The sequence below is a fragment of the Paracoccus sp. Arc7-R13 genome (genome assembly GCF_004010775.1).
In the GTDB taxonomy this organism is placed as follows: Bacteria; Pseudomonadota; Alphaproteobacteria; order Rhodobacterales; family Rhodobacteraceae; genus Paracoccus; species Paracoccus marcusii.
The window spans coordinates 95,724-116,303 of record NZ_CP034810.1; the positions used below are offsets into that span (position 1 = coordinate 95,724).

Genomic DNA, 20,580 nt, shown 5'->3' on the forward strand with positions numbered 1-20,580 from the left:
ATGTTGCAAGGCTTGCGCGGAATTGTGACTTTCCGCCCCCGCCGCGCGGGCGCTAGGACAGGGGCATGACACATTTCCCCCGCCCGCTTCTTGCCACCGCCCTGGCGCTTGTCCTGACCGGACCCGCCATCGCCCAGGACGACCTGCCGCCCGGCCTGCGCGGCGCACAGCTGCTGCCCGGCTGGACCGAACCCGGCGGCGCGCGCATCCTGGCGCTGGAACTGCTGCTGGAGCCGGGCTGGAAGACCTACTGGCGCAGCCCCGGCGACACCGGCCTGCCGCCCCAGCTGGACTGGGCGGGCTCACGGAACCTGTCCCATGTCACCCTGCACTGGCCCGCGCCCCAGGCCATCCGATCCGGAGAGACGCTGGAGATGGGCTATCACGACCGCCTCGTGCTTCCGCTGACCGCCCATCCGCAGGACCCCGGCAAGCCCGTCGACATCGCCGCCCAGATCGATCTAGGCCTGTGCGAGAACATCTGCGTTCCCGTGCACCTTGAACTGCAGGCGCCGCCCGTGGGCAGGCAGTCGGACCCGGTGATCGCCAGCGCCCTTGCGGCGGAGCCGCAGCGCCTGGACGGCAACCCCGCCTGCGAGGTGACGCCCCTGGCAGACGGGCTGCGCGTCGCGATGGACCTGCCGCAGGGCCCGGCCACGCTGGCCGCGGTCGAACTGACCGACAATCCGCAGGTCTGGGTCTCGGCGGCGGACATCCTGCCCGGACCCACGGGCCCCCAGGCGGTGGTCGAGATGGTCGCTCCCTCGGGCAAGCCCTTCGATCTGGACCATGACGCACTGCGCCTGACGGTGATCCCCGCCGATGGGGGACGGGCGACCGAAACCACCGGCTGCGCCGCGGACTAGGTCCCCGCACGGCGCCCCCGCCGGACCTGCGCCAGGGTCGCCCCCGCCATGATCGCCGCCAGCGTCGCCAGATAGGCCAGCAGCGCGCCCCCCGCCCCCGGCCACCCGCCGGGCGCGGCCAGGCCCATCGCGGGCAGCACCGTCACCGGCCCCAGGATCAGCAGCAGCCCCGCGACGGCCGCGATCACCGCGCCGCGCATCACGCCGCGCACCGGACCGGCCCGCAGGCTGCGGCGAAAGGCCCGGCGGGCGCGGGCCAGATCGTCGCCCGCGACCAGCACGGCCGGCACCACCAGCAGCACCATCACCATCCCGAATCCCAGCCCATGGGCCAGCGTGACCACCGTGGGCTTGAGAAACAACGCCTGCGACGAGCGTTCGTACAACAGCGGGGCCAGGCCCAGAACCGTGGTGGCCGTGGTCAGCAGCACGGGGCGGAACCGGTCGGCGACCGCATCGACGATCGCGGGCCGCAGGGCCCGGGTGGCCCGGTATTCGTCGATGGTCGAGATCAGCACGATGGAATCGTTGATGATGATCCCCGACATGCCGATCAGGCCCACCACGGAAAACAAGCTCAGCGGCAGGCCCCAGGCCGCGTGCCCCCAGACCGCGCCGATCAGTCCGAAGGGGATGACCGACATCACCACCAGGGGCCGCGTCCAGCTGGCAAAGATCCACGCCAGCACCATGTAGATGCCGGTCAGCGCCAGCGCGAATCCGATCAGAGCTTCTGACAGGAACGCGCGCTCCTGCTGGGCCAGGCCGGTGACGTCATAGGTCACACCGAACTGCGCGGCGATGTCGGGCAGCAGGCGCGTCTGCAGGTCGGCGGTGATCGCCGCCGCCCGCGCCGGATCGTCGCCCGAGATGTCGCCGGTGACCTCGATCATCCGCTCGCCGTTCTCGCGGCGGACGACCGAGAAGCCCGCCTCGGTGCTGACCGACACGATGTCGCCCAGGGGCACCCAAGCCCCGGACGCGGTGCGCATCTGCATCCGGTCCAGGAAATCGGCGCGGCGGTCGTCTTCGGCCAGTTCCACGGTGATGGCGCCGGTGCGGGTGCCCTCGGGCCAGGTTGCGGCCTCGATCCCGCCAAGGCGCTGGCGCAGCTCGCGCGCAAGCCCGTCGGTGGTGAAGCCCAGGGCCTCGCCTTGGGGCGTCAGGCGCAGCGCCAGCTCGTCCTTGTCGTAATCCAGGCTGTCCTCCAGCGCCGAGACCTCGGGCGCCTCGGCCAGCCGCGCCTTCAGCGCCTCGGCGGCGGCCTTCAGCGTTGCGGCATCCGCACCGGTCATCAGCACCGAGATGGCATCGCCCCCCGGCCCCGACCGCCCGCCGCGAAAGCTGATCGTCTCCAGCTGGGGGTCGGTGGGCATGGCCTCCTGCAAGGCGGCGACCAGCTCGAAGCTGGAATAGGGGCGGAAATCGGGGTCGATCAGCTCCATCTGGACGGCGCCCAGCAGGTCGGCGTCCTTGGTCTCGGCCCCCGGCAGGGGACGGCCCGCATTGCCGCCGACCTGGGTCATCACATGGGTCAGCGGGCTGATGCCGTATTCTGCCTCATATTCGGCCGCGACCCGGTCCACCGCGTCCTGCACCAGTTCCATGACGCGCAGGGTGTCGTCGCGGGTGGCCCCCTCCAGCATGGCGAAATTGCCCGACACGCTGCCCTGTTCGGGCGAATCGAAGAACCGCCACGGCACCGACCCGCTGATCAGCGCCGCCGTGGACCAGGAAAAGCCCACCATGACCAGCGCCAGCACCGGATAGCGGGCGACAAGCACCAGACGCGCCAGCGGGCGCAGAACGCCCGCCACGAACCGGTCCAGCCAGCGGTTCACGACGACCGACGGCCGGTCGTACCAGCGGTCCTTGCCGTGATGGGCCAGCGCATGCGCCATGTGGTTGGGCAGGATCAGGAAACATTCGATCAGCGATGCCGCCAGCACCAGAATGACGGTCAGAGGAATGTCCGACACCAGCGACCCGAACTGTCCGCCGATCAGCACCAGCCCGGCAAAGGCGATGATCGTGGTCAGGGTCGATGCGATCACTGGCGCGCCCATCGCGCCCGCCGCCCGTTCGGCGGCGATCAGCGGCGGCTCGCCCAGCTTGCGGGCGCGATAGTCGGCATGTTCGCCCACCACGATGGCGTCGTCCACGATGATGCCCAGCGTCAGGATCAGCGCGAACAGAGAGATCATGTTGATCGTCATGCCGACCGCGTACATCATCGCCACCGCCGCCAGCAGCGCCGCCGGGATGCCCGCCGCGACCCAGATCGCGGTGCGGGCGTTCAGAAACAGGAACAGCAGGCCCAGGACCAGCCCCAGCCCCATCAGCGCATTGTCCAAAAGCAGCGACAGCCGGGCCGAGATCTGTTCGGCCCGCGCCCGCACCAGTTCCACCGCGACCCCCTGCGGCAGGGTCGGCGCCAGCGCGTCGACGGCCGCCTGCACGTCCTGCTGCATGCCGATCGCGTCGCCCGATGCGCTGCGCTGGACGGACACCGTGACCGCCGGGTTGCCGTCGACGAAATAGGCCACGCCCCGGTCGATGCCCGTGTCGCGCACCTGCGCCACGTCGCCTATGGTCAGCTGCGTCCCGTCGGGCAGCGCGGTCAGGACCAGAGCCGAGACCTGTTCGGGGGTGCGCGTCTCGGCCCCCGTGCGCACGCGCGATATGCCCGATGCCACGTCGCCCGCAGGCGTGGGCGCGGCGGCGGCGGCGATGGTCGCCGCGATCTGGTCCAACGTGATGTCGTGCTGCACCAGGTCGGCCATGCGCAGCTCGACCAGGGTTTCGGGGGCGGACAGGCCGGTGACGGACAGCCGCGTCACCCCGCGGGCGTACAGGCGGTTGGTCAGGTCGTCCGCGATGCGGCCCAGCTGGTCCAGGCCCACGGGTCCCGAGATCACCACGTCGGTGACCGCGTCGCGCCAGGCGCGGCGCGTGACCTCGGGGTCCTCGGCGCCCTCGGGCAGGTCGCCCGCGGCGGCGATGGCGGCCTCGACCTCGCCGGTGGCGCGGGACATGTCCCAGCCCGGCTCGAACTCCAGGGTGATGCGGGCGCTGCCTTGGCTGGACTGGCTTTCGGTCAGGGACACGCCCTCGACCGCGATCAGCGCGGGTTCCAGCACGCCGACCACCGACCGGTCCACATCATCCGCCCCGGCCCCGTCCCAGCGGACGGCCACCTGGATCTGCTGGACGACCGTGTCGGGAAAGAATTGCGCCCTGAGGCGCGGCGCGGAATAAAGGCCCGCCACCACCATCACCGCCAGCAGCAGGTTGGCCAGCGTGGCATGGCGCACGAAGGTGCCGATCAGGCCCGGGCGCCTATCCACGGGTGGGGCCCCGGCCCTGCGCCCGCTGATCGGGCCCCTGCGCGGGCACGGGGGCTGCGGCGTCGCGGACGCGGATGCCGGTGCCCAGCTGCGGCGCGCGTTCGGCCACGATGCGCGCCCCTGCCAGGTCGGCCGGCACCGCGATGATCAGATCGTCGCCCTGCCGGCGCAGCACGGTCACGGGCGTCGCCTGCAGGCGGCCGTCCGCCCCCGCGACAAGCAGGCCGCCATCCGACCCCAGGGCCGCCGCCGGAATGATCGCCGCGTCGGACAGCGCCGGTTCGGCGATGCGCGCGGTCACGAAATCGCCCGGGCGCAGCGCCTGCGCACCCTGGACCAGCCGGGCATAGACCACCCGCCCCGCCGTCCCCTCCGCGACCGAGGCCGCCGCCCGATCCAGCCGCGCCTGCGCGACCACTGCGCCGGCGCTGCCGTCCAGCGTCACCGTCACCTCGCGGTCCAGCAGGGCACCGTCCGGGCCCAGCAGGCGCCCGAACTGGTCCAGCGACAGCGGGATCTGCAACTCCAGCGCCGCGGGGTCGATGATCGTGGCCAGCTGTTCGTTCACGCCGACCAGCGCGCCCTCGACCGCGGTGACGGCGGTGACGCGCCCGTCGAAGCCCGCGCGCAGTTCCGTGTCGGCCAGCGCGCGGCGGGCCTCGGTCACGGCGATCTCGGCCCGGCGCAGGGCGTTCTCGGCCGCGGTCACGGCGCTTTGCGCGTCGGCCTGGGCGGCGCGGGCGGCGATCACGGTCTGGCTGGCAGTGGATGCGGCCAGTTCGGCGGTCTCGCGGTCCAGGCTGGTGCTCAGGCCGCGGTCGGCCAGCTGCTCCTGCCGCGTCACCGCGGCGGCGCGCAGTTCGGCCTGGCGGTCCGCCGCGGCCACGTCCTGGGCCGCGATGTCGACGCGGCGGCGCGCATCTTCCAGCACGCCCTGGGCGTCGGCGCGTTCGGCCTGGCTGCTGTCCAGCGCCGCCTGTGCGGCGGACGGGTCGATGCGCGCCAGCAGCTGGCCCGCGACGACCGTGCCGCCCTCCTGCAAGGCGGGGTCCAGCTGGACGATGCGGCCCCCGGCACCCGCGCGCAGTTGCAGATTGCGTCGCGACAGGACCTGGCCGAACACCTGCATCTGCGGCTGGACCACCCCCGGCGCAACCGTGACCAGCCGCGCGGCATAGACCTGTTCGGCAGGGGCGCGCACCGCGGGTCCGTCCCCGTCCGGCGTCACCGCACGCCACAGGATTCCCGCGGCCAGCATCAGCAGGGCCAGCGTCAGGAAGGTCAGGAACAGCCCCAGAAGGCTGCGGGACAGGAAACGCATGCGGATGGTCCATCTATGGGATGGCCGGGATAGCGCATGATGGGCAAACGAAACCTAAACGAAAAGCGATTCCAGCCGCGCCTGCAGCGACAGAAGGTCCGCCCAGGCCTCGCGCTTGGCGGCGGGGTTGCGCAGCAGATAGGACGGGTGCGTCATGGGCAGCGCGGGCCGCCCGAACGCCTGCACCCACTGGCCGCGCAGGCGCAGGATGCCGCGTTTCTCGATCGCCGCCTGACAGGCAATGTTGCCCATCAGCACGATCAAGTCCGGCGCCACCAGGTCGACATGGCGGCGCAGGAACGGCAGGCTCACGGCAATTTCATCGGGCTCGGGGTCGCGGTTGCCGGGCGGGCGCCATGTCAGGACGTTCGTGACATAGAAGGCGCGTTCCGCATCGACCCCGTCGCGCGACAGCTCGATGGCCGCGAACATGCGGTCCAGCATCTGTCCCGCGCGCCCCACGAAGGGGCGGCCCTGCCGGTCCTCCTCGTCGCCCGGCGCCTCTCCAAGGATCAGGACGCGGGCCTTGGGGTTGCCATCGGCAAAGCAGAAATTGCGGGCGCCCTTCTTCAGCTCGATCCCGTCAAACCCCTGCTGGGCCTCGGCCAGCGCGGCCAGGGTGCCGGCCCCGTCGGCCAGTGCCTGCGCCAACACCACGCGGCTGGCCAGATCGTGGTCGGCGGGCGGCGGCGGGGCCTGGGGCACAGGAGCCGCGGGCGCCACGCGGGTCGGCAGGTCGAACCGGTCCACCGGCGCATCCAGCATGGGCACGTCGCAGCCCATCTCCAGCTGCCAGTCCAGCAGCGCCAGCGCGCTGTCCCCGTCCAGCGTGATTCCCCGATATGTGGCCTGATCGTTCATCGCCGCACGCTAGGGCCGCGGACCGCCCTAGTCCACCACCAGCATGTAACCGGTGCCCCGCACCGTCTGCAGGAACCGCGGCTCGCGCGGGTCGGGCTCGATCTTGCGGCGCAGGCGGGTGATCTGGACGTCGATGGCGCGCTCTCCGTTCTCGTCCTCGCCGCCGCCCCGGCCCAGGTCGTCGATCAGGTCGGCGCGGCTGACCGGCTGGCCCCGGCTGGCCGCAAGACGGCGCAGCAGCGCGGTTTCCGTGCCCGTCAGGCGCAGCGGCGCGTCGCCGTTCCACAACTCGCCCTTGTCCGTGTCATAGCGCAGCGCGCCAAGCGTCAGGTATTTCGGCTGCGCCACCTCGACCACCGGCACCCGGCGCAGGATCGCACCGATGCGCAGCAGCAGTTCGCGCGGCTCGAAGGGCTTGGGCAGGTAGTCGTCGGCGCCGCTTTCCAGCCCGCTGATCCGGTCCTCGGTCTCGCCCTTGGCGGTCAGCAGCAGGATCGGCGTGTCGATCCGCTCGCGCAGCGCCCGCGTCAGGGCCAGGCCGTCCTCTCCGGGCATCATCACGTCCATGACGATCAGATCGAACTCCAGCCCCGCCAGCAGGCGGCGCGCCTGGACCGCGTCACGGGCCATGGTGACCATGTATCCGTTCTTGCGCAGGAACCGCCCCAGCAGCGCGCGGATGCGTTCGTCGTCGTCGACGATCAGCAGGTGGCAGTCGGTATGCGTCATGGCGGCCTCAGCGGTCTTCGGGAAGATCCTTCAGCGCCTGATACTGCGCCCGGGTCTCGGGGTCCATCATCGCTTCCAGAACCTGGCGGAACCCCGACACGGCCTGGGGCCCGGCATTGCGATAGGCGGCGCGCATCCGTGCCCGCTGCGCCTCGGACAGGCGGCGTTCCAGGGCGGTGCCCTTGGCCGTCAGGTGCAGCTGGCGTTCGCGCCGGTCGCGGCGGCCGATGCGGCTGTCGACCAGCCCGTCCTCGATCAGGGTGCGCAGCACGCGGTTCAGCGACTGCTTGGTCACGCCCAGCACCGCCAGCAGCGAGGTGACCGTCAGCCCCGGATCGCGGTTGACGAAATGCAGCGCGCGGTGATGGGCGCGGCCGTAATCCAGCTCGGCCAGGATCAGGTCCGGATCGGCGGTGAAGGCGCGATAGGCAAAGAACATCGCCTCGATCCCGCGGCGCAGCTGGTCGTCGGTCAGGAACAGCAGGTCCTCGCCCATCATCGCCTGGATCCGCGCTTTTTCCTGCATCTGCACCCTCTGTTCGTCACCTGCCCCGGATATGGCAGCGTTGTTGACTTTCTAATCCGTGATTGCTAGCCGTCAAGCATCTTGCGTAACAAACATGCCAAATCCGCCCTGACAGGCGCAAGAATCGAAAAACCGGGCGGCGGATGGAGACATATGATGCTGGCTTACGACGATCGCGACGGCAAGATCTGGATGGACGGGGACCTGGTGGACTGGCGCGACGCCAAGGTACACATCCTGACCCATGCGATGCACTATGCCAGCTCGGTCTTCGAGGGTGAGCGGTGCTATGACGGCAAGATCTTCAAGGGTCACGAACATTCGCTGCGCCTGATCGAATCGGGCCGCCTGCTGGACATGCCGATCCCCTATTCTGCCGAGGAGATCGACGCCGCCAAGGAGGCCGTGCTGAAAGCCAACGGCTTCGAGAACGCCTATGTCCGCGTCGTCGCATGGCGCGGGTCGGGGCCGGACATGGGCGTATCTGCGGCGCGCAACCCGGTCCGCATGGCCGTCGCGGCCTGGGAATGGGGCAGCTATTACGGCGACGCGAAGTGGCAGGGGGCGAAACTGGACGTGGCCAAATGGAAACGCCCCAGCCCCGAGACCATCCCCACCGCCGCCAAGGCCGCGGGCCTCTACATGATCTGCACCATGTCCAAGCACGCGGCCGAGGCCAAGGGCTGTTCGGACGCACTGTTCATGGACTGGGAGGGTTACGTGGCCGAGGCGACCGGCGCCAACATCTTCTTCGTCAAGGACGGAGAGGTCCACACGCCGCTGGCCGATCGCTTCCTGAACGGCATCACCCGTCAGACCATCGTGCAGATGCTGAAGGACAAGGGCTATACGGTCCACGAACGCCGCATCACGCCCGACGAGCTGGAGGGGTTCCAGGAATGCTGGCTGACCGGCACCGCGGCCGAAGTTACGCCCGTGGGCCAGATCGGCGACTGGCATTTCCAGGTGGGCCAGATCACCCGCGACGTGGCCGAAAGCTATGAGGCGCTGGTCCGCGCCTGAGGCCTGAATGCGGGACCGCCCCAGCGGGCGGTCCTCCTCGGGGTCACTTCAGGTGACCCCGCGCGATGCGGGCGTATTCGGCGGCCTTGCGGCTGTCCTCGGCCCGGGCGTGGGGGCGCGCGTGCAGGGCGCGGATGGCGCCGTGCATCCCGCCCTCGCGGTCCAGGCGCAGGAATTCGCGCAGGCGCGCCGCCCCCTGCATCCGCGGCTTGTCGGCATGATGTCTGGTCATGGTCAGCCCTCCCGTGGGTGTCACCCCCTGGACTATAGGGCCGATCCGGTCCGATTTGAACAGTGTTGTTCGAAAGGCAGGCTCAGGCGGCCTTGATCCCCTGTGCCGCCGACAGGACCGCGTGCAGCGCGACGGGGTCGTCATTGGCGCGCAGCTTGGCGCGCAGGTCCTGATCGCGCAGCGTGCGCGACACCAGCGCCAGCGCCTTGAGGTGGTCAACGCCGCTGCTTTCGGGGGCCAGCAGCGCAAAGATCAGGTCGACCGGCTGGCGGTCCACCGCGTCGAAATCCAGCGGCTTGTCCAGCCGCAGGAACAGCCCCGCGACCTTGTCCAGCCCGTGCAGCCGCGCATGCGGCAGCGCCACGCCCTGCCCCACCCCGGTCGGCCCCAGGCTTTCGCGTTCCTGCAGCGCGTCCAGCACCTCGGAGGCATTCAGCCCGTATTCCGCATGGGCCAGATCGGCCAGCTCTTGGAACAGCCGCTTCTTCGAGGTGACCTGTCCCAAGGAACGGACCGCCCCGGGCCGGAGGATTTCAGCAAGTTGCATGGCGCCTTTGTCTTTCCCAAGCTGTCCGCCCCCCGGACATAGCTGTCAGGGGGGCGGCATCCAGTGCGGCCGTCGTCCCGCGTCGTTTGGACGCGGACGTGCGGTCAGCCGTTTCCGCGCGGATCGATCCAACCGACGTTGCCGTCGTCGCGGCGGTGGACGACATTGACGCCGCCGTGTTTCTCGTTGCGGAACACCAGCAGAGGGGTGCCCGACAGTTCCATCTGCATCACCGCATCGCCGACCGACAGGGTGGGCACGCGGCTTTGCATTTCGGCGATGATGATCGGCTGCAGGCTGTCATCCTGCGATTCCCACGCATCCTCGTCGGCGGCCAGCACATAGCTGCCTGCCTCGCCGAAGACAACCGGTTCGGGCCGTTCCTTGTGGTGGTCCTTCAGGCGGCGCTTGTAGCGGCGCAGCTGCTTGTCCATCTTCTCGCGGCAGGCCTCGAAGGCGGCATAGATGTCGGTATCCGTCCCGCGCGCGGCCACGTTCAGGCCAGTGGACAGGTGCACGACCGAATCGCACATGAACTGATGCGCGTCCTTGGAAAAGGTCACCGCCGCATCGGTCGGACGCTGAGAGTACTTCTCGATCGTAGCGCCCAGTTCGGTCTTTACATGCGTGCTGAGGGCATCACCCACATCGATGTGTTTTCCGCTGATGGTATAGCGCATCGTCACTCCTCTCCGGTTGCCCGTCGTCGCGGCGCCTGCCCGCCACTGGTGCCGGCAAGGGCGCGAACGGGTTGAACGGGGCGGCATCTCCGCACCCGCATATCTCAATTTGGTGACAGCGCGCGCCGACTGTCAACGGCCCACACGGGGGCGTGACCCTGAATCGGATTTCCGCGCGCTCAGGACAGCGAGAAGCTGTCGCCCAGATAGACCTCGCGCACGCGCGGATCGGCCACGATCTGGTCGGTCGTGCCCGACATCAGCACATGCCCGTCATGCAGGATATAGGCCCGGTCGACGATGCCCAGGGTCTCGCGCACGTTGTGATCGGTGATCAGGACGCCGATCCCGCGCGACTTCAGCGCATGGACCAGGGTGCGGATCTCGCCCACGGCGATGGGGTCGACGCCCGCAAAGGGTTCGTCCAGCAGCAGGAAGCCCGGATCGGACGCCAAGCAGCGGGCGATCTCGGCCCGCCTGCGTTCGCCGCCCGACAGGGCCAGCGCCGGCGCCCCGCGCAGATGCGTGATCGAGAAATCGGCCAGCAGCTCCTCCAGCCGGTCGCGCCTGTGGCGGGGGTCGTCGACTGCCACCTCCAGCACCGCCATGATGTTCTGCTCGACCGTCAGGCCGCGAAAGATCGACATCTCCTGCGGCAGATAGCCGATGCCCATGCGCGCGCGGCGGAACATCGGCAGGCGCGTAACATCGCGCCCGTCGATCAGCACCTGCCCGGCATCGGCCGTGACCAGCCCCGCGATGCAGTAGAAGCACGTCGTCTTGCCCGACCCGTTCGGGCCCAGCAGGGCCACGACCTCTCCGCGCTGCAGGCTGACGGACACGTCGCGGATCACGGGGCGGTTGCGATAGGACTTGCGCAGGCCACGCACGTCCAGCCCGGAACGGTCGGTCATCAGTTGGACCCCGGCTGCAGGACGGACCGCACGCGCCCCTGGACCTGCGCCGCGCCCGTCGCCAGGTCGACCGTCATGCGCTCTCCGGCCAGCACGTTGCCCCCCTGGGTCAGCAGCACGTCCCCGGTCAGCAGGACCGACCCCGCGGCGACGTCATAGACCGCCTCGGCGGCCTCGGCCGCGTCCTCCCCAGACACCAGGGTCACGTTGCCGGTCGCGGTCAGGCTGTCGATGCGCTGCTGGTCGCCGGATGCGTATTGCACGGCGACGCGGTCCGCCGACAGGCGCATCTCTCCCTGACCGATGACCACGTTGCCGGTGAACAGCGCGGTGCCGTCGGCCTGGTTGACGTCCAGATTGTCGGCCGACACCTCGACCGGGGCCGAGGTGTCGGCCTGCATCCCCCCGAAGGTGGTCTGCGCCAGGGCGGGCTGCGGCGCGGCCAGCGCCAGCGCGATCAGCAGGGGGCGAAGGGTCATCGGGTCCTCGATAGGGCTTCGGGCGGAAAGCGGCCCGGTGTCAGGGTTGGTATATCAGACGCACGCCGTCCGAGAAATTCAAGACTGCGGCCCCGCCGCCCGCCGAATCGCCCGCAGCGGCCCCGGCATCGGCATCGGTCGCAGCAGGGGCCAGCCGCATGCGGCCCGCGGTGATGCGGCCAAAGGGCGCCTGCGCCTCGACCCCGCGGTCGGCCTGGAGGACCGACGTATCGGTCCGCGCGTCGATCTGCGGCGTGTCCAGCTGCCAGCCGCTGCTGGTGGTCATGCGCACGCCGCCCTCCAGCCGCACCAGCCCGTCCAGCAACCCGCCCTGCGGCGCGGTCAGCTCGGCACGCAGCCCGTCGGGGCGCAGCCAATCCAGCGCCACGTCCCCCGCGGCCCCGCCGGACCCGCCCGGCGTGACCTGCGCCGCGCGCAGGGTCAGCTGCGCCCCGTCGCCGGTCACCCCACTGTATTCGGGCGCGACGATGCGGTTGTCACGCGCCGCGGCCTGGGCATCGACCTCGGCATAGGGAATGCGCGATTCCACGTCAGAGCCGCGGCTGAACAGGAACATCGTCGACAGCATCGCCAGCGCCACCAGCGGCAGCAGCACGCGCAGCCAGCGGACGATGCGGGTCCGCGACATGGTCAGACCAGCCCCGCACGCAGGCAGTCGTGGATGTGCAGGATGCCGCGGGGGCGCCCGTCCTCGACCGCGAACAGGCAGGTGATCTTGCGCTCCTGCATCTGCGCCAGGGCGGCCTCGGCCAGGGCGCCGGGCGCGATGGTGCGCGGGGCGGGCGTCATCACGGAGCGCGCGTCCAGGTCCAGCAGGCCCTGCATGTGGCGGCGCAGGTCGCCGTCGGTGATGATCCCCGCCAGCAGACCGTCCCCGTCCACGACCCCGGTCACGCCATAGCCCTTCTGGCTGATCACCAGCAGCGCCTCGGACATGGGGGCATCCAGCCCGACCAGCGGCAGGTCGGTGTGCATCAGATCGCCCACCTTCGCCAGCAGCGCGCCCAGCTTGCCGCCGGGATGGAAGGTGCGGAAATGTTCCGGCGTGAACCTGCGATGCTCCATCAGCGCGATGGCCAGCGCATCCCCCAAGGCCAGCGTCATCGTGGTCGACGTCGTGGGCACGATCCCGTTGCCGCAGGCCTCCTGTGCGGCGGGCAGCACCAGCCCCAGGTCCGCCTGCCGCATCAGCGTCGATTGCGGCCGCGCCGCAACCCCGATCAGCGGGATCGAGAACCGCCGCGTATGCGCGATCAGGTCGGCCAGCTCGGGCGTCTCGCCGCTGTTGGACAGGACCAGCGCCAGGTCGGATTCGGTGACCATGCCCAGATCGCCGTGGCTGGCCTCGGCCGGGTGCACGAACTGCGCGGGCGTCCCGGTGGAGGCGAAGGTCGCCGCGATCTTGCGGCCCACATGGCCCGACTTGCCCATGCCCGACACGACCACCCGGCCGCGCACCGCCAGGATCATCTCGACCGCGCGCGAGAACTCGTGGCCCAGACCCGCCGACAGGGCCTCCAGCCCTGCGATCTCGACCCCGATCACCCGTCGCGCCGTCTCGATGTAATCCGCCACGCCCTGCCCTTCTTCTTTGTCCAAATACCCGTTGCCCGCTCAGTGGCGAAAGATGTCGCCCTCTTCGCCCCAGCCCAGCAGGTCCAGATGGGCACGCGCGGGCAGAAAGTCAAAGCAGGCCTGCGCCAGACCCAGCCTGTTCTCGCGCTTCAGCCGCTCCTCTAGGGCATCCTTAAGCTTGTGCAGGTGCAATACGTCCGACGCGGCATATTCCAGCTGCGCGTCCGACAGGTCGGCCGCGCCCCAGTCGCTGGTCTGCTGCTGCTTGCTGACATCGACGCCCACCAGCTCCTGCAGCAGGTATTTCAGCCCGTGCCGGTCTGTAAACGTCCGCACCAGCCGCGAGGCGATCTTGGTGCACCAGACGGGCGAGGTGACCACCCCAAACGCGTTCTCCAGCGCGGCGATGTCGAAACGGCCGAAATGGAACAGCTTGACCACCTTGGGGTCGGTCAGCAGCTTGGTCAGGTTCGGAGCCTCGGTCTGGCCCCGGTCGATCTGGACCAGATGCGCCTCGCCGTCGCCGGACGACAGCTGCACCAGGCACAGCCGGTCGCGGCGCGGGTCAAGGCCCATCGTCTCGGTGTCGATGGCCACGACCGGGCCCAGCACCAGATCGTCGGGAAGGTCGTTCGGGTACAGATGGATGCTCATCGCCGGTCCTGCCTGAATTGCGCGCCGCCCGGCCCGTCCCCGGACCCGCGGCTTGGCGCCCCTTCGACCAGAAACCGGCCCGCCAATCCAGCGAAAATCGCGTGACCGGTCAGGCAGGGGGCGTCCAGGCCGGGGGCCCGGGCTCCTCGCGATGCGCAAACCGCATCAGGTGGCTTTCGATCACCGCGCGCAGACCCTCCAGCGATTCAGTATCCGCGGCTTCCAGCGTCAGGCGCAGGGACGCGTCCTGCGTCTCGATCCGGGCCACGCCCATCTCGAAGGTCAGCACCGCCAGGCGGTCGTCATGGGTCACCGGGATCTTGTGACCGAAATGCTTGGCCATCGTGCCGGTCAGCGCGGCGGCGCGGGCGGTGGGAAAATCGGCAGTCATGCGCATGGGATGTCCTTTCGCGAATGCCCCGCAGCTAGGATGCCAAAGTGATTGAGTCAACAATTCGCCGCGATATTCCGACAAAAAGACCCTGACATTCTTGCGCGGCGCGCGCGACGGCGCTAAGCCCGCCCTGCGTGCAGCCAGGATCCAGCCACCACGCGCAACCTTGATCGAAAGGAACGCCATGCGCCGCATCGCATCGCCCGCCCTGTTGGCCACCGCCCTGATGACCGCGCCGGTCGCGGCCCTGGCCCAGGTCACCGTCGATACCGCCCAGGGTCCCGTGACCCTGCAGGACAATCCCGACAACGTCGCGGTCTATGATATGGCCGCGCTGGACACGATCACCGCCCTGGGCGTGACGCCCGCGGGCAGCATCGACAACATCCTGGTCCCCGCCCTGCGCGATGCGGCGGCGGGCGCCACCCCCGTCGGCACCCTGTTCGAACCCGATCTGGAGGCGCTGGCGGGGCTGGCGCCCGACCTGGTGATCGTCGGCGGCCGCTCCTCGACCCAGCTGGCGGCGGTGTCGCAGGTGGCGCCGGCCATCGACATGACCTTCGGCCCGGATCTTCTGGCCGATGCCCGCGCCCGGATCGACGCCTATGGCGCGCTGTTCGCCAAGACCGCCCAGGCCGAGGAAATGACCGCCACCCTGGACGCCAGGCTGGCCGACCTGCGTGCCGCCGCCGATGGCCAGGGCACCGCGCTGATCGTGATGACCAACGGCTCCAAGATGTCCGCCTATGGCGCCGGGTCGCGCTTCGGCTGGATCTTCGACGCGACCGGGCTGGAGGAGGCCGTGCCGGGCCTGGACGACGCCACCCACGGCCAGGCGATCAGCCATGAATTCGTCGCCCAGGCCGATCCCGACTGGCTGCTGGTCGTCGATCGCGGCGCCGCCATCGGCGAGGACGGCCAGGGCGCGATGGAGACGCTGCGCTCGGACCTGGTGGCGGGCACGACCGCCTGGCAGCAGGATCAGGTGATCCGGCTGGACCCGGCGGCGGCCTATATCTCGGCCGGGGGCTACGCCTCGACCATGGCGGTGCTGGACCAGCTGACGCAGGCCTTCGCGGACTGATGCGCCCCTTGCCCGCCCTGGCATCGGCGCTGGTCGCGCTGATGCTGGCCAGCCTGACGGTCGGCGCCGCCGACATCCGCGTGACGGACGCCTTTCGCGATCCGCAGGCCATGCTGGTCCTGCTGGAATCGCGCCTGCCGCGCACGCTGTCGGTGGTGCTGACCGGGGCCGCGCTGTCGGTGGCGGGGGTGCTGATCCAGGCGCTGGTCAGGAACCGCTTCGTCGGCCCCGACACGTCGGGCACGGCCGAGGGCGCGGCGCTTGGCCTTCTGGCCATCACCATCCTGTGGCCGACCAGCCCCCTGTGGCTGCGCATGGTCGCGGCCAGCCTGTCGGCCATGGTCACCACCGCGCTGTTTCTGGCCGTGATCCGCCGCCTGCCCGTGCGCGAGGTGATGCTGGTCCCCATCGCGGGGCTGGTCCTGTCTGGTGTGCTGGGCTCGGTCGTGACCTTCGTGGGCTGGCAGAGCGACCTGATGCAATATGTCGGCACCTGGCTGTTCAGCGGCGAATTCTCGGGCGTGATCTCGGGGCGCTATGAACTGCTGTGGATCGCGGGGGCGGCGGCGGGGCTGGTCTGGTTCTCGGCCGACCGCTTCGCGATCCTGGGCCTGGGCGATCAGGTGGCGACGGGGCTGGGCCTGTCGTCGACGGCGGTGATGCGGTTGGGCCTGGCGGTGGTGTCGGTGGTGACGGCGATGGTGGTGACCACGGTGGGGATGATCCCCTTCGTGGGGCTGGTCGTGCCGAACCTGGTGGCGCGGATCATGGGCGACAACCTGCGCGCCTCCCTGCCGGTGGTGGCACTGGCCGGGGCGGTGCTGGTCCTGGGCTGCGATCTGGCCGGGCGGCTGGTCATCCACCCCTATGAAGTCCCCGCGGGCACCATCCTGGGCGTTCTGGGCGCGCTGTTGTTCCTGTGGCTGCTGCATCGGCGGCCCGCTCGGTCGAAGCCCGCCCATGGATAGGCGCGCGCGGATCATGCTGGGCGGGATGGCGCTGCTGCTGGCGGCACTGTCGGCGGTCTGGATGCTGCAGGGGCTGGGCGGCGGCAATCGCGGCTTCATCCTGGGCCTGCGCGCAACCAAGCTGGCGGCGCTGGTCACCGTGGCCACCGCTATCGGCGTCGCCACGATCCTGTTCCAGACGGTCGCCGCGAACCGGGTGCTGACACCGTCGATCATGGGGTTCGACGCGCTTTACGTGCTGCTGCAGACGGCGCTGGTCGTGGCCTTGGGCGGCGCGGGCCTGACCGGCCTTCCCGCAGGCCCGAAATTCCTGGCCGAGATCGCGGTGATGACCGCCCTGGCAGCCCTGCTGTTCGGCACACTGCTGCTGCGCGGCGCGCGGGACCTGCCACGAATGATCCTGACCGGGGTGATCTTGGGCGTGCTGTTCCGGTCGCTGTCGGGATTTCTGGGCCGCATTCTGGACCCCAACGCATTCGCCGTGGTGCAGTCGGTCAGCTTTGCCAGCTTCAACCGGGTCGATGCCACGCTGCTGCCTTGGGCGGCGGCGATCACCGCGGTGGCGGTGCTGGTCGCGTGGCGGCTGTCGGCGCAGCTGGACGTGCTGGCGCTTGGACGCGATCCGGCGGTGTCACTGGGGCTGGCCCACCGCGGCATGGTGCTGGGCGTGCTGGGGCTGGTGGCGGTGCTGGTCTCGGTCTCGACCGCGCTGGTCGGGCCGGTGGCCTTCTTCGGGCTGATCGTGGCGGGGCTGGCGCATGGACTGATGCGGACCGCGCGCCACGCCGTCCTGCTGCCCGCGTCGGCGCTGTCGGCGGCGATCCTGCTGGTGGGGGGACAGTGGCTGTTCGAACGCCAGCTGGGCCAGGCCGCTACCCTGTCGGTCGTCGTGGAATTCGCGGGCGGGCTGTTCTTCCTCTATCTGCTGCTGAAGGGGCGCATCCGATGATCCAGATCGAAGGGGTCTGCCACGCGATCGCCGGCACGCCGATCCTGCACGACATCACGACGACCCTGCCCAAGGGTCGGCTGACGGCGCTGATCGGCCCGAACGGGGCGGGCAAGTCGACGCTACTACGCCTGATCGGCCGGCTGGAGCCGCTGCAGCGGGGCCGGGTCACCGTGGCCGGCCACGACGTGACCACGACGCCGACCGACCGGCTGGCGCAGGTCATGGCGATCCTGGGCCAGCAGACCGCCATCGCCAGCCGCCTGCGCCTGTCCGAGCTGGTGGCCTTCGGCCGCTGGCCGCATCACAAGGGCCGCCCGGGTCCGCAGGATCACGCGCTGGTCTGGCTGGCGCTGAAGACCTTTGCCCTGACCGATCTGGCCGACCGGTTCCTGGACGAGGTGTCGGGCGGTCAGGCGCAGCGCGCGCATATCGCGATGGCCTGGGCGCAGGATACCGACTGGCTGCTTCTGGACGAGCCGCTGAACAACCTGGACATGGCCCATGCCCGCGCCCTGATGGGCCGGCTGCGAGGGCTGGTCGATCAGGGCGGGCGCAGCGTGGCGATGGTGGTGCACGAGATCAACTATGCCGCGGCCTGGGCCGATCACGTGATCGCCATGAAGGACGGCCGCGTGGCCGCCGAAGGCACCCCGGCCGAGGTGCTGACCGAGGCGGTGTTGTCGGACCTCTACGACGCGCCCATCCGCGTCGGCGCGCATCAGGGCCGCCCGCTGGTCCTGCACCACGTCTGACGCGCCGCTGCCGGGCCTGCAGCCCGGCGGAGCCCCGGGGGGCTGCACCCCCCGGACCCCCCGCACCCGCCAAGGCATCGCATGGAGTTGCCCCTTCGGCACCGTACCGCGGGGGCGCAGCCCCCGGCGCAAGACGCCCCTTCGATGGGGGCGGCTTGCGCGACCCTGCGGTCAGCGGACGTCCAGACGGATCGGCAACGTGAACGAATAGATCGGATCGGTCAGCGCTGCAGGAGCTGCGGGACAGCGACCTGCGCGCTGCGCGGCGGTCAGCGCCGCCTGGTCCACGTTCGGGCTTCCCGACGATCCGGCGATGCCAACACCCTGGATGGCACCGCTGCGCGAGACCGTCAGCGCCAGATTGACCCGCCCCCCCTGACGAACGTTCCGGGGCAGCGATGCGCGCCGCTGGATGCAGGCCCCGACCTGCGCGCCCCAAAGCGATGCGGCATCGGCCGCAGCCTGCCGTGAGGCCCCGCCGCCCTGGGCATTGCCCGCCGGGCGACTGGTCTCGGCCTGACCGCGCTGCCCGGCGGCCTGTGCCGCCTGCCGGCGTTGCGGTTCGGGCTGACGCTCTGCCGCCGGTTCCGGGTCGCGGCGCGGTTCGGGTTCGGGTTGCGGCTCGGGACGCCGCTGCGGGCGGGTCGAGCTGTCCAGAGCCAGCGCCGTCCGGACCGGAATGTCGGGGGGCGCGAACTGCTGGAAATCGGGCAGGTCCAGCGTCGCCGGGTCGATGGGTTCGACCACCTGATCGGGTTCGGGCTCGGCCTGGGGTTCGGGCTGCGGCTCCTCAGGCAAAGGCTCCTCCTCGGCCTCGACTTCGGGACGGGCGTCCGAGCCGGCGGCAGCCTCCGCGCCTTGGGGCATGTCGGCAGCAGGCGGCATCGCCGGGGCAAGGTCGACGAAGACCGCATCGGGTAGGCCCGGCGGGGCGCCTGCATCCGCGCGCCCCATGATCCAGATCCCCGCCCCCACATGCGCCGCCAGCACCAGGACCGAGGCACCCGCCCACAGCCCCCCTTCGCCCAGCATGCGCAGGGCGCGACCGCTCATGGCGCGGCACCCGCGGCAGGCACGGCCGGGACCTCGGGCGGGGCCTGCACGGCGTCCAGCCCCACCAGGGCGATCTTCAGATAACCGGTGTCGCGCAGCGTGTTCATCACCCCCATCAGGTCGCCATAGGCCACCGCACGGTCTGCGCGTAGGAAGATGCGCTGTTCGCGGTCGCCGCCTGTCGCCGCGGTCAGGGCCGCGGCCAGCGCGCCGGGGGCCACGTTGTCATCGCCCACGGCCAGGCTCAGATCGGGCCTGACGCTGACATAGACGGGCTGCTCGGGGCGTTCGGCCTGGGTCGCGTTCGACACCGGCAGATCGACGTTCACGTCGACGGTCGCCAGGGGCGCGGCCACCATGAAGATGATCAGCAGCACCAGCATCACGTCGATGAAGGGCGTGACGTTGATCTCGTGGTTGTCGGCCAGGTCGTCGGTGTCGCGGATGCCTCCGGCCATGGCCTAGACCCCCGCCGCAGGGCCGCGGCCGCGAAAGTCCAGATCGCGGCTGACCATCTGCTGGACCCCCGCCGCGGCATGGCCGAGACGCATCCGGTAGCCGGTGACGGCGCGGGCAAAGACGTTGTAGATCACCACCGCGGGGATCGCCGCGACCAGGCCGATGGCGGTGGCAAGCAGTGCCTCGGCGATGCCCGGCGCCACGACGGCCAGGTTGGTCGTCTGCGATTCGGAAATGCCGATGAAGCTGTTCATGATCCCCCAGACGGTGCCGAACAGACCCACGAAGGGGGCGGTCGACCCGATGGTGGCCAGCACCCCCGTGCCCCGTGCCATGCGGCGACCGGCGGCGACCTCGAGCCGGTCCAGCTGGGAGGCGACGCGCTCTTTGATGCCGTGATCGCCCGCCTGCGCCAGGGCCGGTTCGGACCGGCGGTATTCCTCGGCGGCAGAGCGGATCATGCGCGACACCGGATCGCGGCGGCGCCCGATCCCGGCCAGGGCGTCCGGCAGGGACGGCGCGGCCTGGATGCGCCGCGTGGCCGACGTGACCCGGCGCGAGGCGGCCCACAGCTCGATCAGCTTCACCAGAAGGATCGTCCAGGTGATGACCGACGCCACCGCCAGCCCGATCATGACCCCCTTCACGACCCAGTCCGCGGCCAGGAACATGCCCATCGGCGACAGGTCATGCGGCAGGCCGGGGTCGCGTTCGGCCACGACCGGCACCGGTTGCGCCGCATCGGCAGGGTCAGCAGGGGTCGCGGTCTGGCCCGGCGCGGCAGGTTGCGTCGGGGACGGGGCTTGCACGCCCGCCGCAGCGTCATCCGGGGTCGCGGCGTCGGGGACGGCCGCAGGGGCCGCGGCGTCGGGCGCAGCCGCCGGTGCGGCCCCGTCGGCGGCGGGTTGCGGGGCGGCAGGAACTGCAGCCTCTGGCTGGCTCTGGGTCGTCGGCACGTCCTGGGCCAGGCCCGCACCGGCCAGCGTCGCGGCGACCAGAAATGCGGCAAGCCCCGCGCGAAGCGGCTGTCTGAGCAGATGGGTCATGGCGGTCCTTGCATCCAGTTGGTGTCGGGCAGGCGGGCGCGAAAGGGCGTCGGGCCTGCGGCGGTCCGGGGGGTTATCGGCCCACCAAGCAAAACTG

Annotated in this window: 23 protein-coding genes; 6 read left to right on the top strand and 17 right to left on the bottom strand. The window is 70.5% G+C overall.

The genetic code is table 11. The features are described 5' to 3' along the window. Positions 1–65: 65 nt before the first annotated feature. Complete coding sequence (locus EOJ32_RS00530; protein WP_127897349.1) at positions 66–866, top strand: protein-disulfide reductase DsbD domain-containing protein; 801 nt, start codon at positions 66–68, stop codon at positions 864–866. Here EOJ32_RS00530 and EOJ32_RS00535 read toward each other — a convergent pair. From EOJ32_RS00535 to EOJ32_RS00555, 5 genes are read right to left on the bottom strand one after another with little or no spacing between them, the layout of a single operon-like run. After that, positions 863–4,213 carry an efflux RND transporter permease subunit gene (locus EOJ32_RS00535; protein WP_127897350.1) on the bottom strand — a complete coding sequence of 1,117 codons (3,351 nt, stop codon included), beginning with the start codon at positions 4,211–4,213 and terminating at the stop codon, positions 863–865. The genes EOJ32_RS00530 and EOJ32_RS00535 overlap by 4 nt on opposite strands. Then, complete coding sequence (locus tag EOJ32_RS00540) at positions 4,206–5,534, bottom strand: efflux RND transporter periplasmic adaptor subunit (protein WP_127897351.1); 1,329 nt, start codon at positions 5,532–5,534, stop codon at positions 4,206–4,208. Before EOJ32_RS00540 ends, EOJ32_RS00535 begins: the two co-directional genes overlap by 8 nt. 54 nt (positions 5,535–5,588) lie before the next feature. Then, positions 5,589–6,395 (bottom strand): uracil-DNA glycosylase family protein, encoded by an 807-nt coding sequence (locus EOJ32_RS00545; protein WP_127897352.1) that lies wholly within the window; start codon positions 6,393–6,395, stop codon positions 5,589–5,591. A gap of 27 nt (positions 6,396–6,422) precedes the next feature. Next, positions 6,423–7,124, bottom strand: a complete 702-nt coding sequence (locus EOJ32_RS00550; RefSeq protein WP_046001231.1) for a response regulator — start codon at positions 7,122–7,124, stop codon at positions 6,423–6,425. A gap of 7 nt (positions 7,125–7,131) precedes the next feature. Beyond that, positions 7,132–7,650 carry a MarR family winged helix-turn-helix transcriptional regulator gene (locus EOJ32_RS00555; RefSeq protein ID WP_046001230.1) on the bottom strand — a complete coding sequence of 173 codons (519 nt, stop codon included), beginning with the start codon at positions 7,648–7,650 and terminating at the stop codon, positions 7,132–7,134. A gap of 156 nt (positions 7,651–7,806) precedes the next feature. Between EOJ32_RS00555 and EOJ32_RS00560 the strand changes: the two genes are divergently transcribed. After that, a complete protein-coding gene (locus EOJ32_RS00560) occupies positions 7,807–8,673 on the top strand; it encodes a branched-chain amino acid aminotransferase (protein WP_371706154.1) in 867 nt (288 codons plus the stop codon). A 43-nt stretch (positions 8,674–8,716) separates the two neighbouring features. On the opposite strand, the gene EOJ32_RS00565 is transcribed toward EOJ32_RS00560, so the two are convergent. The 9 genes from EOJ32_RS00565 to EOJ32_RS20010 form a co-directional block, all read right to left on the bottom strand. Then, positions 8,717–8,905: a hypothetical protein gene (locus EOJ32_RS00565; RefSeq protein ID WP_127897354.1), complete on the bottom strand. Its 189-nt coding sequence runs from the start codon at positions 8,903–8,905 to the stop codon at positions 8,717–8,719. 82 nt (positions 8,906–8,987) lie between these two features. Beyond that, complete coding sequence (locus tag EOJ32_RS00570; RefSeq protein WP_046001228.1) at positions 8,988–9,452, bottom strand: PTS sugar transporter subunit IIA; 465 nt, start codon at positions 9,450–9,452, stop codon at positions 8,988–8,990. A 104-nt stretch (positions 9,453–9,556) separates the two neighbouring features. Next, a complete protein-coding gene (gene hpf, locus EOJ32_RS00575) occupies positions 9,557–10,132 on the bottom strand; it encodes a ribosome hibernation-promoting factor, HPF/YfiA family (RefSeq protein WP_045984022.1) in 576 nt (191 codons plus the stop codon). Positions 10,133–10,311: 179 nt separating this feature from the next. Next, positions 10,312–11,046, bottom strand: a complete 735-nt coding sequence (gene lptB, locus EOJ32_RS00580; RefSeq protein WP_127897355.1) for an LPS export ABC transporter ATP-binding protein — start codon at positions 11,044–11,046, stop codon at positions 10,312–10,314. Further along, positions 11,046–11,525 (bottom strand): lipopolysaccharide transport periplasmic protein LptA, encoded by a 480-nt coding sequence (gene lptA, locus EOJ32_RS00585; protein ID WP_127897356.1) that lies wholly within the window; start codon positions 11,523–11,525, stop codon positions 11,046–11,048. Before lptA ends, lptB begins: the two co-directional genes overlap by 1 nt. Positions 11,526–11,565: 40 nt before the next feature. Next, the gene (locus EOJ32_RS00590; protein ID WP_127897357.1) at positions 11,566–12,174 is read right to left on the bottom strand and encodes a hypothetical protein; all 609 of its coding nucleotides are present in this window, start codon (positions 12,172–12,174) and stop codon (positions 11,566–11,568) included. A gap of 2 nt (positions 12,175–12,176) precedes the next feature. Beyond that, positions 12,177–13,121, bottom strand: a complete 945-nt coding sequence (locus EOJ32_RS00595) for an SIS domain-containing protein (protein ID WP_127897358.1) — start codon at positions 13,119–13,121, stop codon at positions 12,177–12,179. Between the two features lie 39 nt (positions 13,122–13,160). Beyond that, positions 13,161–13,775, bottom strand: coding sequence for a ribonuclease D (locus EOJ32_RS00600; RefSeq protein ID WP_127897359.1), 615 nt, complete (start codon positions 13,773–13,775; stop codon positions 13,161–13,163). A gap of 109 nt (positions 13,776–13,884) precedes the next feature. Beyond that, positions 13,885–14,172 (bottom strand): DUF2218 domain-containing protein, encoded by a 288-nt coding sequence (locus tag EOJ32_RS20010; RefSeq protein WP_164871360.1) that lies wholly within the window; start codon positions 14,170–14,172, stop codon positions 13,885–13,887. 181 nt (positions 14,173–14,353) lie between these two features. Between EOJ32_RS20010 and EOJ32_RS00610 the strand changes: the two genes are divergently transcribed. Genes EOJ32_RS00610 through EOJ32_RS00625 form a run of 4 tightly spaced genes read left to right on the top strand, consistent with a single transcriptional unit; the run spans position 14,354 to position 17,925 of the window. Beyond that, entirely contained in the window at positions 14,354–15,253 is a 900-nt protein-coding gene (locus EOJ32_RS00610) for a siderophore ABC transporter substrate-binding protein (protein ID WP_127897361.1), read from the top strand. Then, on the top strand, positions 15,253–16,221 hold the full coding sequence (locus EOJ32_RS00615; protein ID WP_127897362.1) for an ABC transporter permease: 969 nt from the start codon (positions 15,253–15,255) through the stop codon (positions 16,219–16,221). The genes EOJ32_RS00610 and EOJ32_RS00615 overlap by 1 nt, the downstream gene beginning before the upstream one ends. Further along, positions 16,214–17,170 (top strand): iron chelate uptake ABC transporter family permease subunit, encoded by a 957-nt coding sequence (locus EOJ32_RS00620; protein ID WP_127897363.1) that lies wholly within the window; start codon positions 16,214–16,216, stop codon positions 17,168–17,170. The genes EOJ32_RS00615 and EOJ32_RS00620 overlap by 8 nt, the downstream gene beginning before the upstream one ends. Next, complete coding sequence (locus tag EOJ32_RS00625; RefSeq protein ID WP_127897364.1) at positions 17,167–17,925, top strand: ABC transporter ATP-binding protein; 759 nt, start codon at positions 17,167–17,169, stop codon at positions 17,923–17,925. The genes EOJ32_RS00620 and EOJ32_RS00625 overlap by 4 nt, the downstream gene beginning before the upstream one ends. A 171-nt stretch (positions 17,926–18,096) precedes the next feature. Here EOJ32_RS00625 and EOJ32_RS00630 read toward each other — a convergent pair whose 3' ends face one another. Genes EOJ32_RS00630 through exbB form a run of 3 tightly spaced genes read right to left on the bottom strand, consistent with a single transcriptional unit; the run spans position 18,097 to position 20,483 of the window. Then, the gene (locus EOJ32_RS00630) at positions 18,097–18,978 is read right to left on the bottom strand and encodes an energy transducer TonB (protein ID WP_127897365.1); all 882 of its coding nucleotides are present in this window, start codon (positions 18,976–18,978) and stop codon (positions 18,097–18,099) included. Beyond that, positions 18,975–19,436, bottom strand: a complete 462-nt coding sequence (gene exbD, locus EOJ32_RS00635) for a TonB system transport protein ExbD (protein WP_127897366.1) — start codon at positions 19,434–19,436, stop codon at positions 18,975–18,977. The genes EOJ32_RS00630 and exbD overlap by 4 nt, the downstream gene beginning before the upstream one ends. Positions 19,437–19,439: 3 nt before the next feature. Further along, entirely contained in the window at positions 19,440–20,483 is a 1,044-nt protein-coding gene (gene exbB, locus EOJ32_RS00640; RefSeq protein ID WP_127897367.1) for a tonB-system energizer ExbB, read from the bottom strand. Positions 20,484–20,580: the final 97 nt, after the last annotated feature.

What these genes read in the sequence shown, in the direction of transcription:
- EOJ32_RS00590 (WP_127897357.1), bottom strand. Translation starts at nt 12,174, where the DNA reads ATGTCGCGGACCCGCATCGTCCGCTGGCTGCGCGTGCTGCTGCCGCTG.
- EOJ32_RS00570 (WP_046001228.1), bottom strand. Translation starts at nt 9,452, where the DNA reads ATGCAACTTGCTGAAATCCTCCGGCCCGGGGCGGTCCGTTCCTTGGGA.
- EOJ32_RS20010 (WP_164871360.1), bottom strand. Translation starts at nt 14,172, where the DNA reads ATGCGCATGACTGCCGATTTTCCCACCGCCCGCGCCGCCGCGCTGACC.
- EOJ32_RS00620 (WP_127897363.1), top strand. Translation starts at nt 16,214, where the DNA reads ATGGATAGGCGCGCGCGGATCATGCTGGGCGGGATGGCGCTGCTGCTG.
- EOJ32_RS00610 (WP_127897361.1), top strand. Translation starts at nt 14,354, where the DNA reads ATGCGCCGCATCGCATCGCCCGCCCTGTTGGCCACCGCCCTGATGACC.
- EOJ32_RS00600 (WP_127897359.1), bottom strand. Translation starts at nt 13,775, where the DNA reads ATGAGCATCCATCTGTACCCGAACGACCTTCCCGACGATCTGGTGCTG.
- EOJ32_RS00540 (WP_127897351.1), bottom strand. Translation starts at nt 5,534, where the DNA reads ATGCGTTTCCTGTCCCGCAGCCTTCTGGGGCTGTTCCTGACCTTCCTG.
- lptB (WP_127897355.1), bottom strand. Translation starts at nt 11,046, where the DNA reads ATGACCGACCGTTCCGGGCTGGACGTGCGTGGCCTGCGCAAGTCCTAT.
- exbB (WP_127897367.1), bottom strand. Translation starts at nt 20,483, where the DNA reads ATGACCCATCTGCTCAGACAGCCGCTTCGCGCGGGGCTTGCCGCATTT.
- EOJ32_RS00565 (WP_127897354.1), bottom strand. Translation starts at nt 8,905, where the DNA reads ATGACCAGACATCATGCCGACAAGCCGCGGATGCAGGGGGCGGCGCGC.
- EOJ32_RS00555 (WP_046001230.1), bottom strand. Translation starts at nt 7,650, where the DNA reads ATGCAGGAAAAAGCGCGGATCCAGGCGATGATGGGCGAGGACCTGCTG.
- EOJ32_RS00560 (WP_371706154.1), top strand. Translation starts at nt 7,807, where the DNA reads ATGCTGGCTTACGACGATCGCGACGGCAAGATCTGGATGGACGGGGAC.
- EOJ32_RS00625 (WP_127897364.1), top strand. Translation starts at nt 17,167, where the DNA reads ATGATCCAGATCGAAGGGGTCTGCCACGCGATCGCCGGCACGCCGATC.
- EOJ32_RS00630 (WP_127897365.1), bottom strand. Translation starts at nt 18,978, where the DNA reads ATGAGCGGTCGCGCCCTGCGCATGCTGGGCGAAGGGGGGCTGTGGGCG.
- EOJ32_RS00550 (WP_046001231.1), bottom strand. Translation starts at nt 7,124, where the DNA reads ATGACGCATACCGACTGCCACCTGCTGATCGTCGACGACGACGAACGC.
- EOJ32_RS00615 (WP_127897362.1), top strand. Translation starts at nt 15,253, where the DNA reads ATGCGCCCCTTGCCCGCCCTGGCATCGGCGCTGGTCGCGCTGATGCTG.
- EOJ32_RS00545 (WP_127897352.1), bottom strand. Translation starts at nt 6,395, where the DNA reads ATGAACGATCAGGCCACATATCGGGGAATCACGCTGGACGGGGACAGC.
- hpf (WP_045984022.1), bottom strand. Translation starts at nt 10,132, where the DNA reads ATGCGCTATACCATCAGCGGAAAACACATCGATGTGGGTGATGCCCTC.
- EOJ32_RS00530 (WP_127897349.1), top strand. Translation starts at nt 66, where the DNA reads ATGACACATTTCCCCCGCCCGCTTCTTGCCACCGCCCTGGCGCTTGTC.
- exbD (WP_127897366.1), bottom strand. Translation starts at nt 19,436, where the DNA reads ATGGCCGGAGGCATCCGCGACACCGACGACCTGGCCGACAACCACGAG.
- lptA (WP_127897356.1), bottom strand. Translation starts at nt 11,525, where the DNA reads ATGACCCTTCGCCCCCTGCTGATCGCGCTGGCGCTGGCCGCGCCGCAG.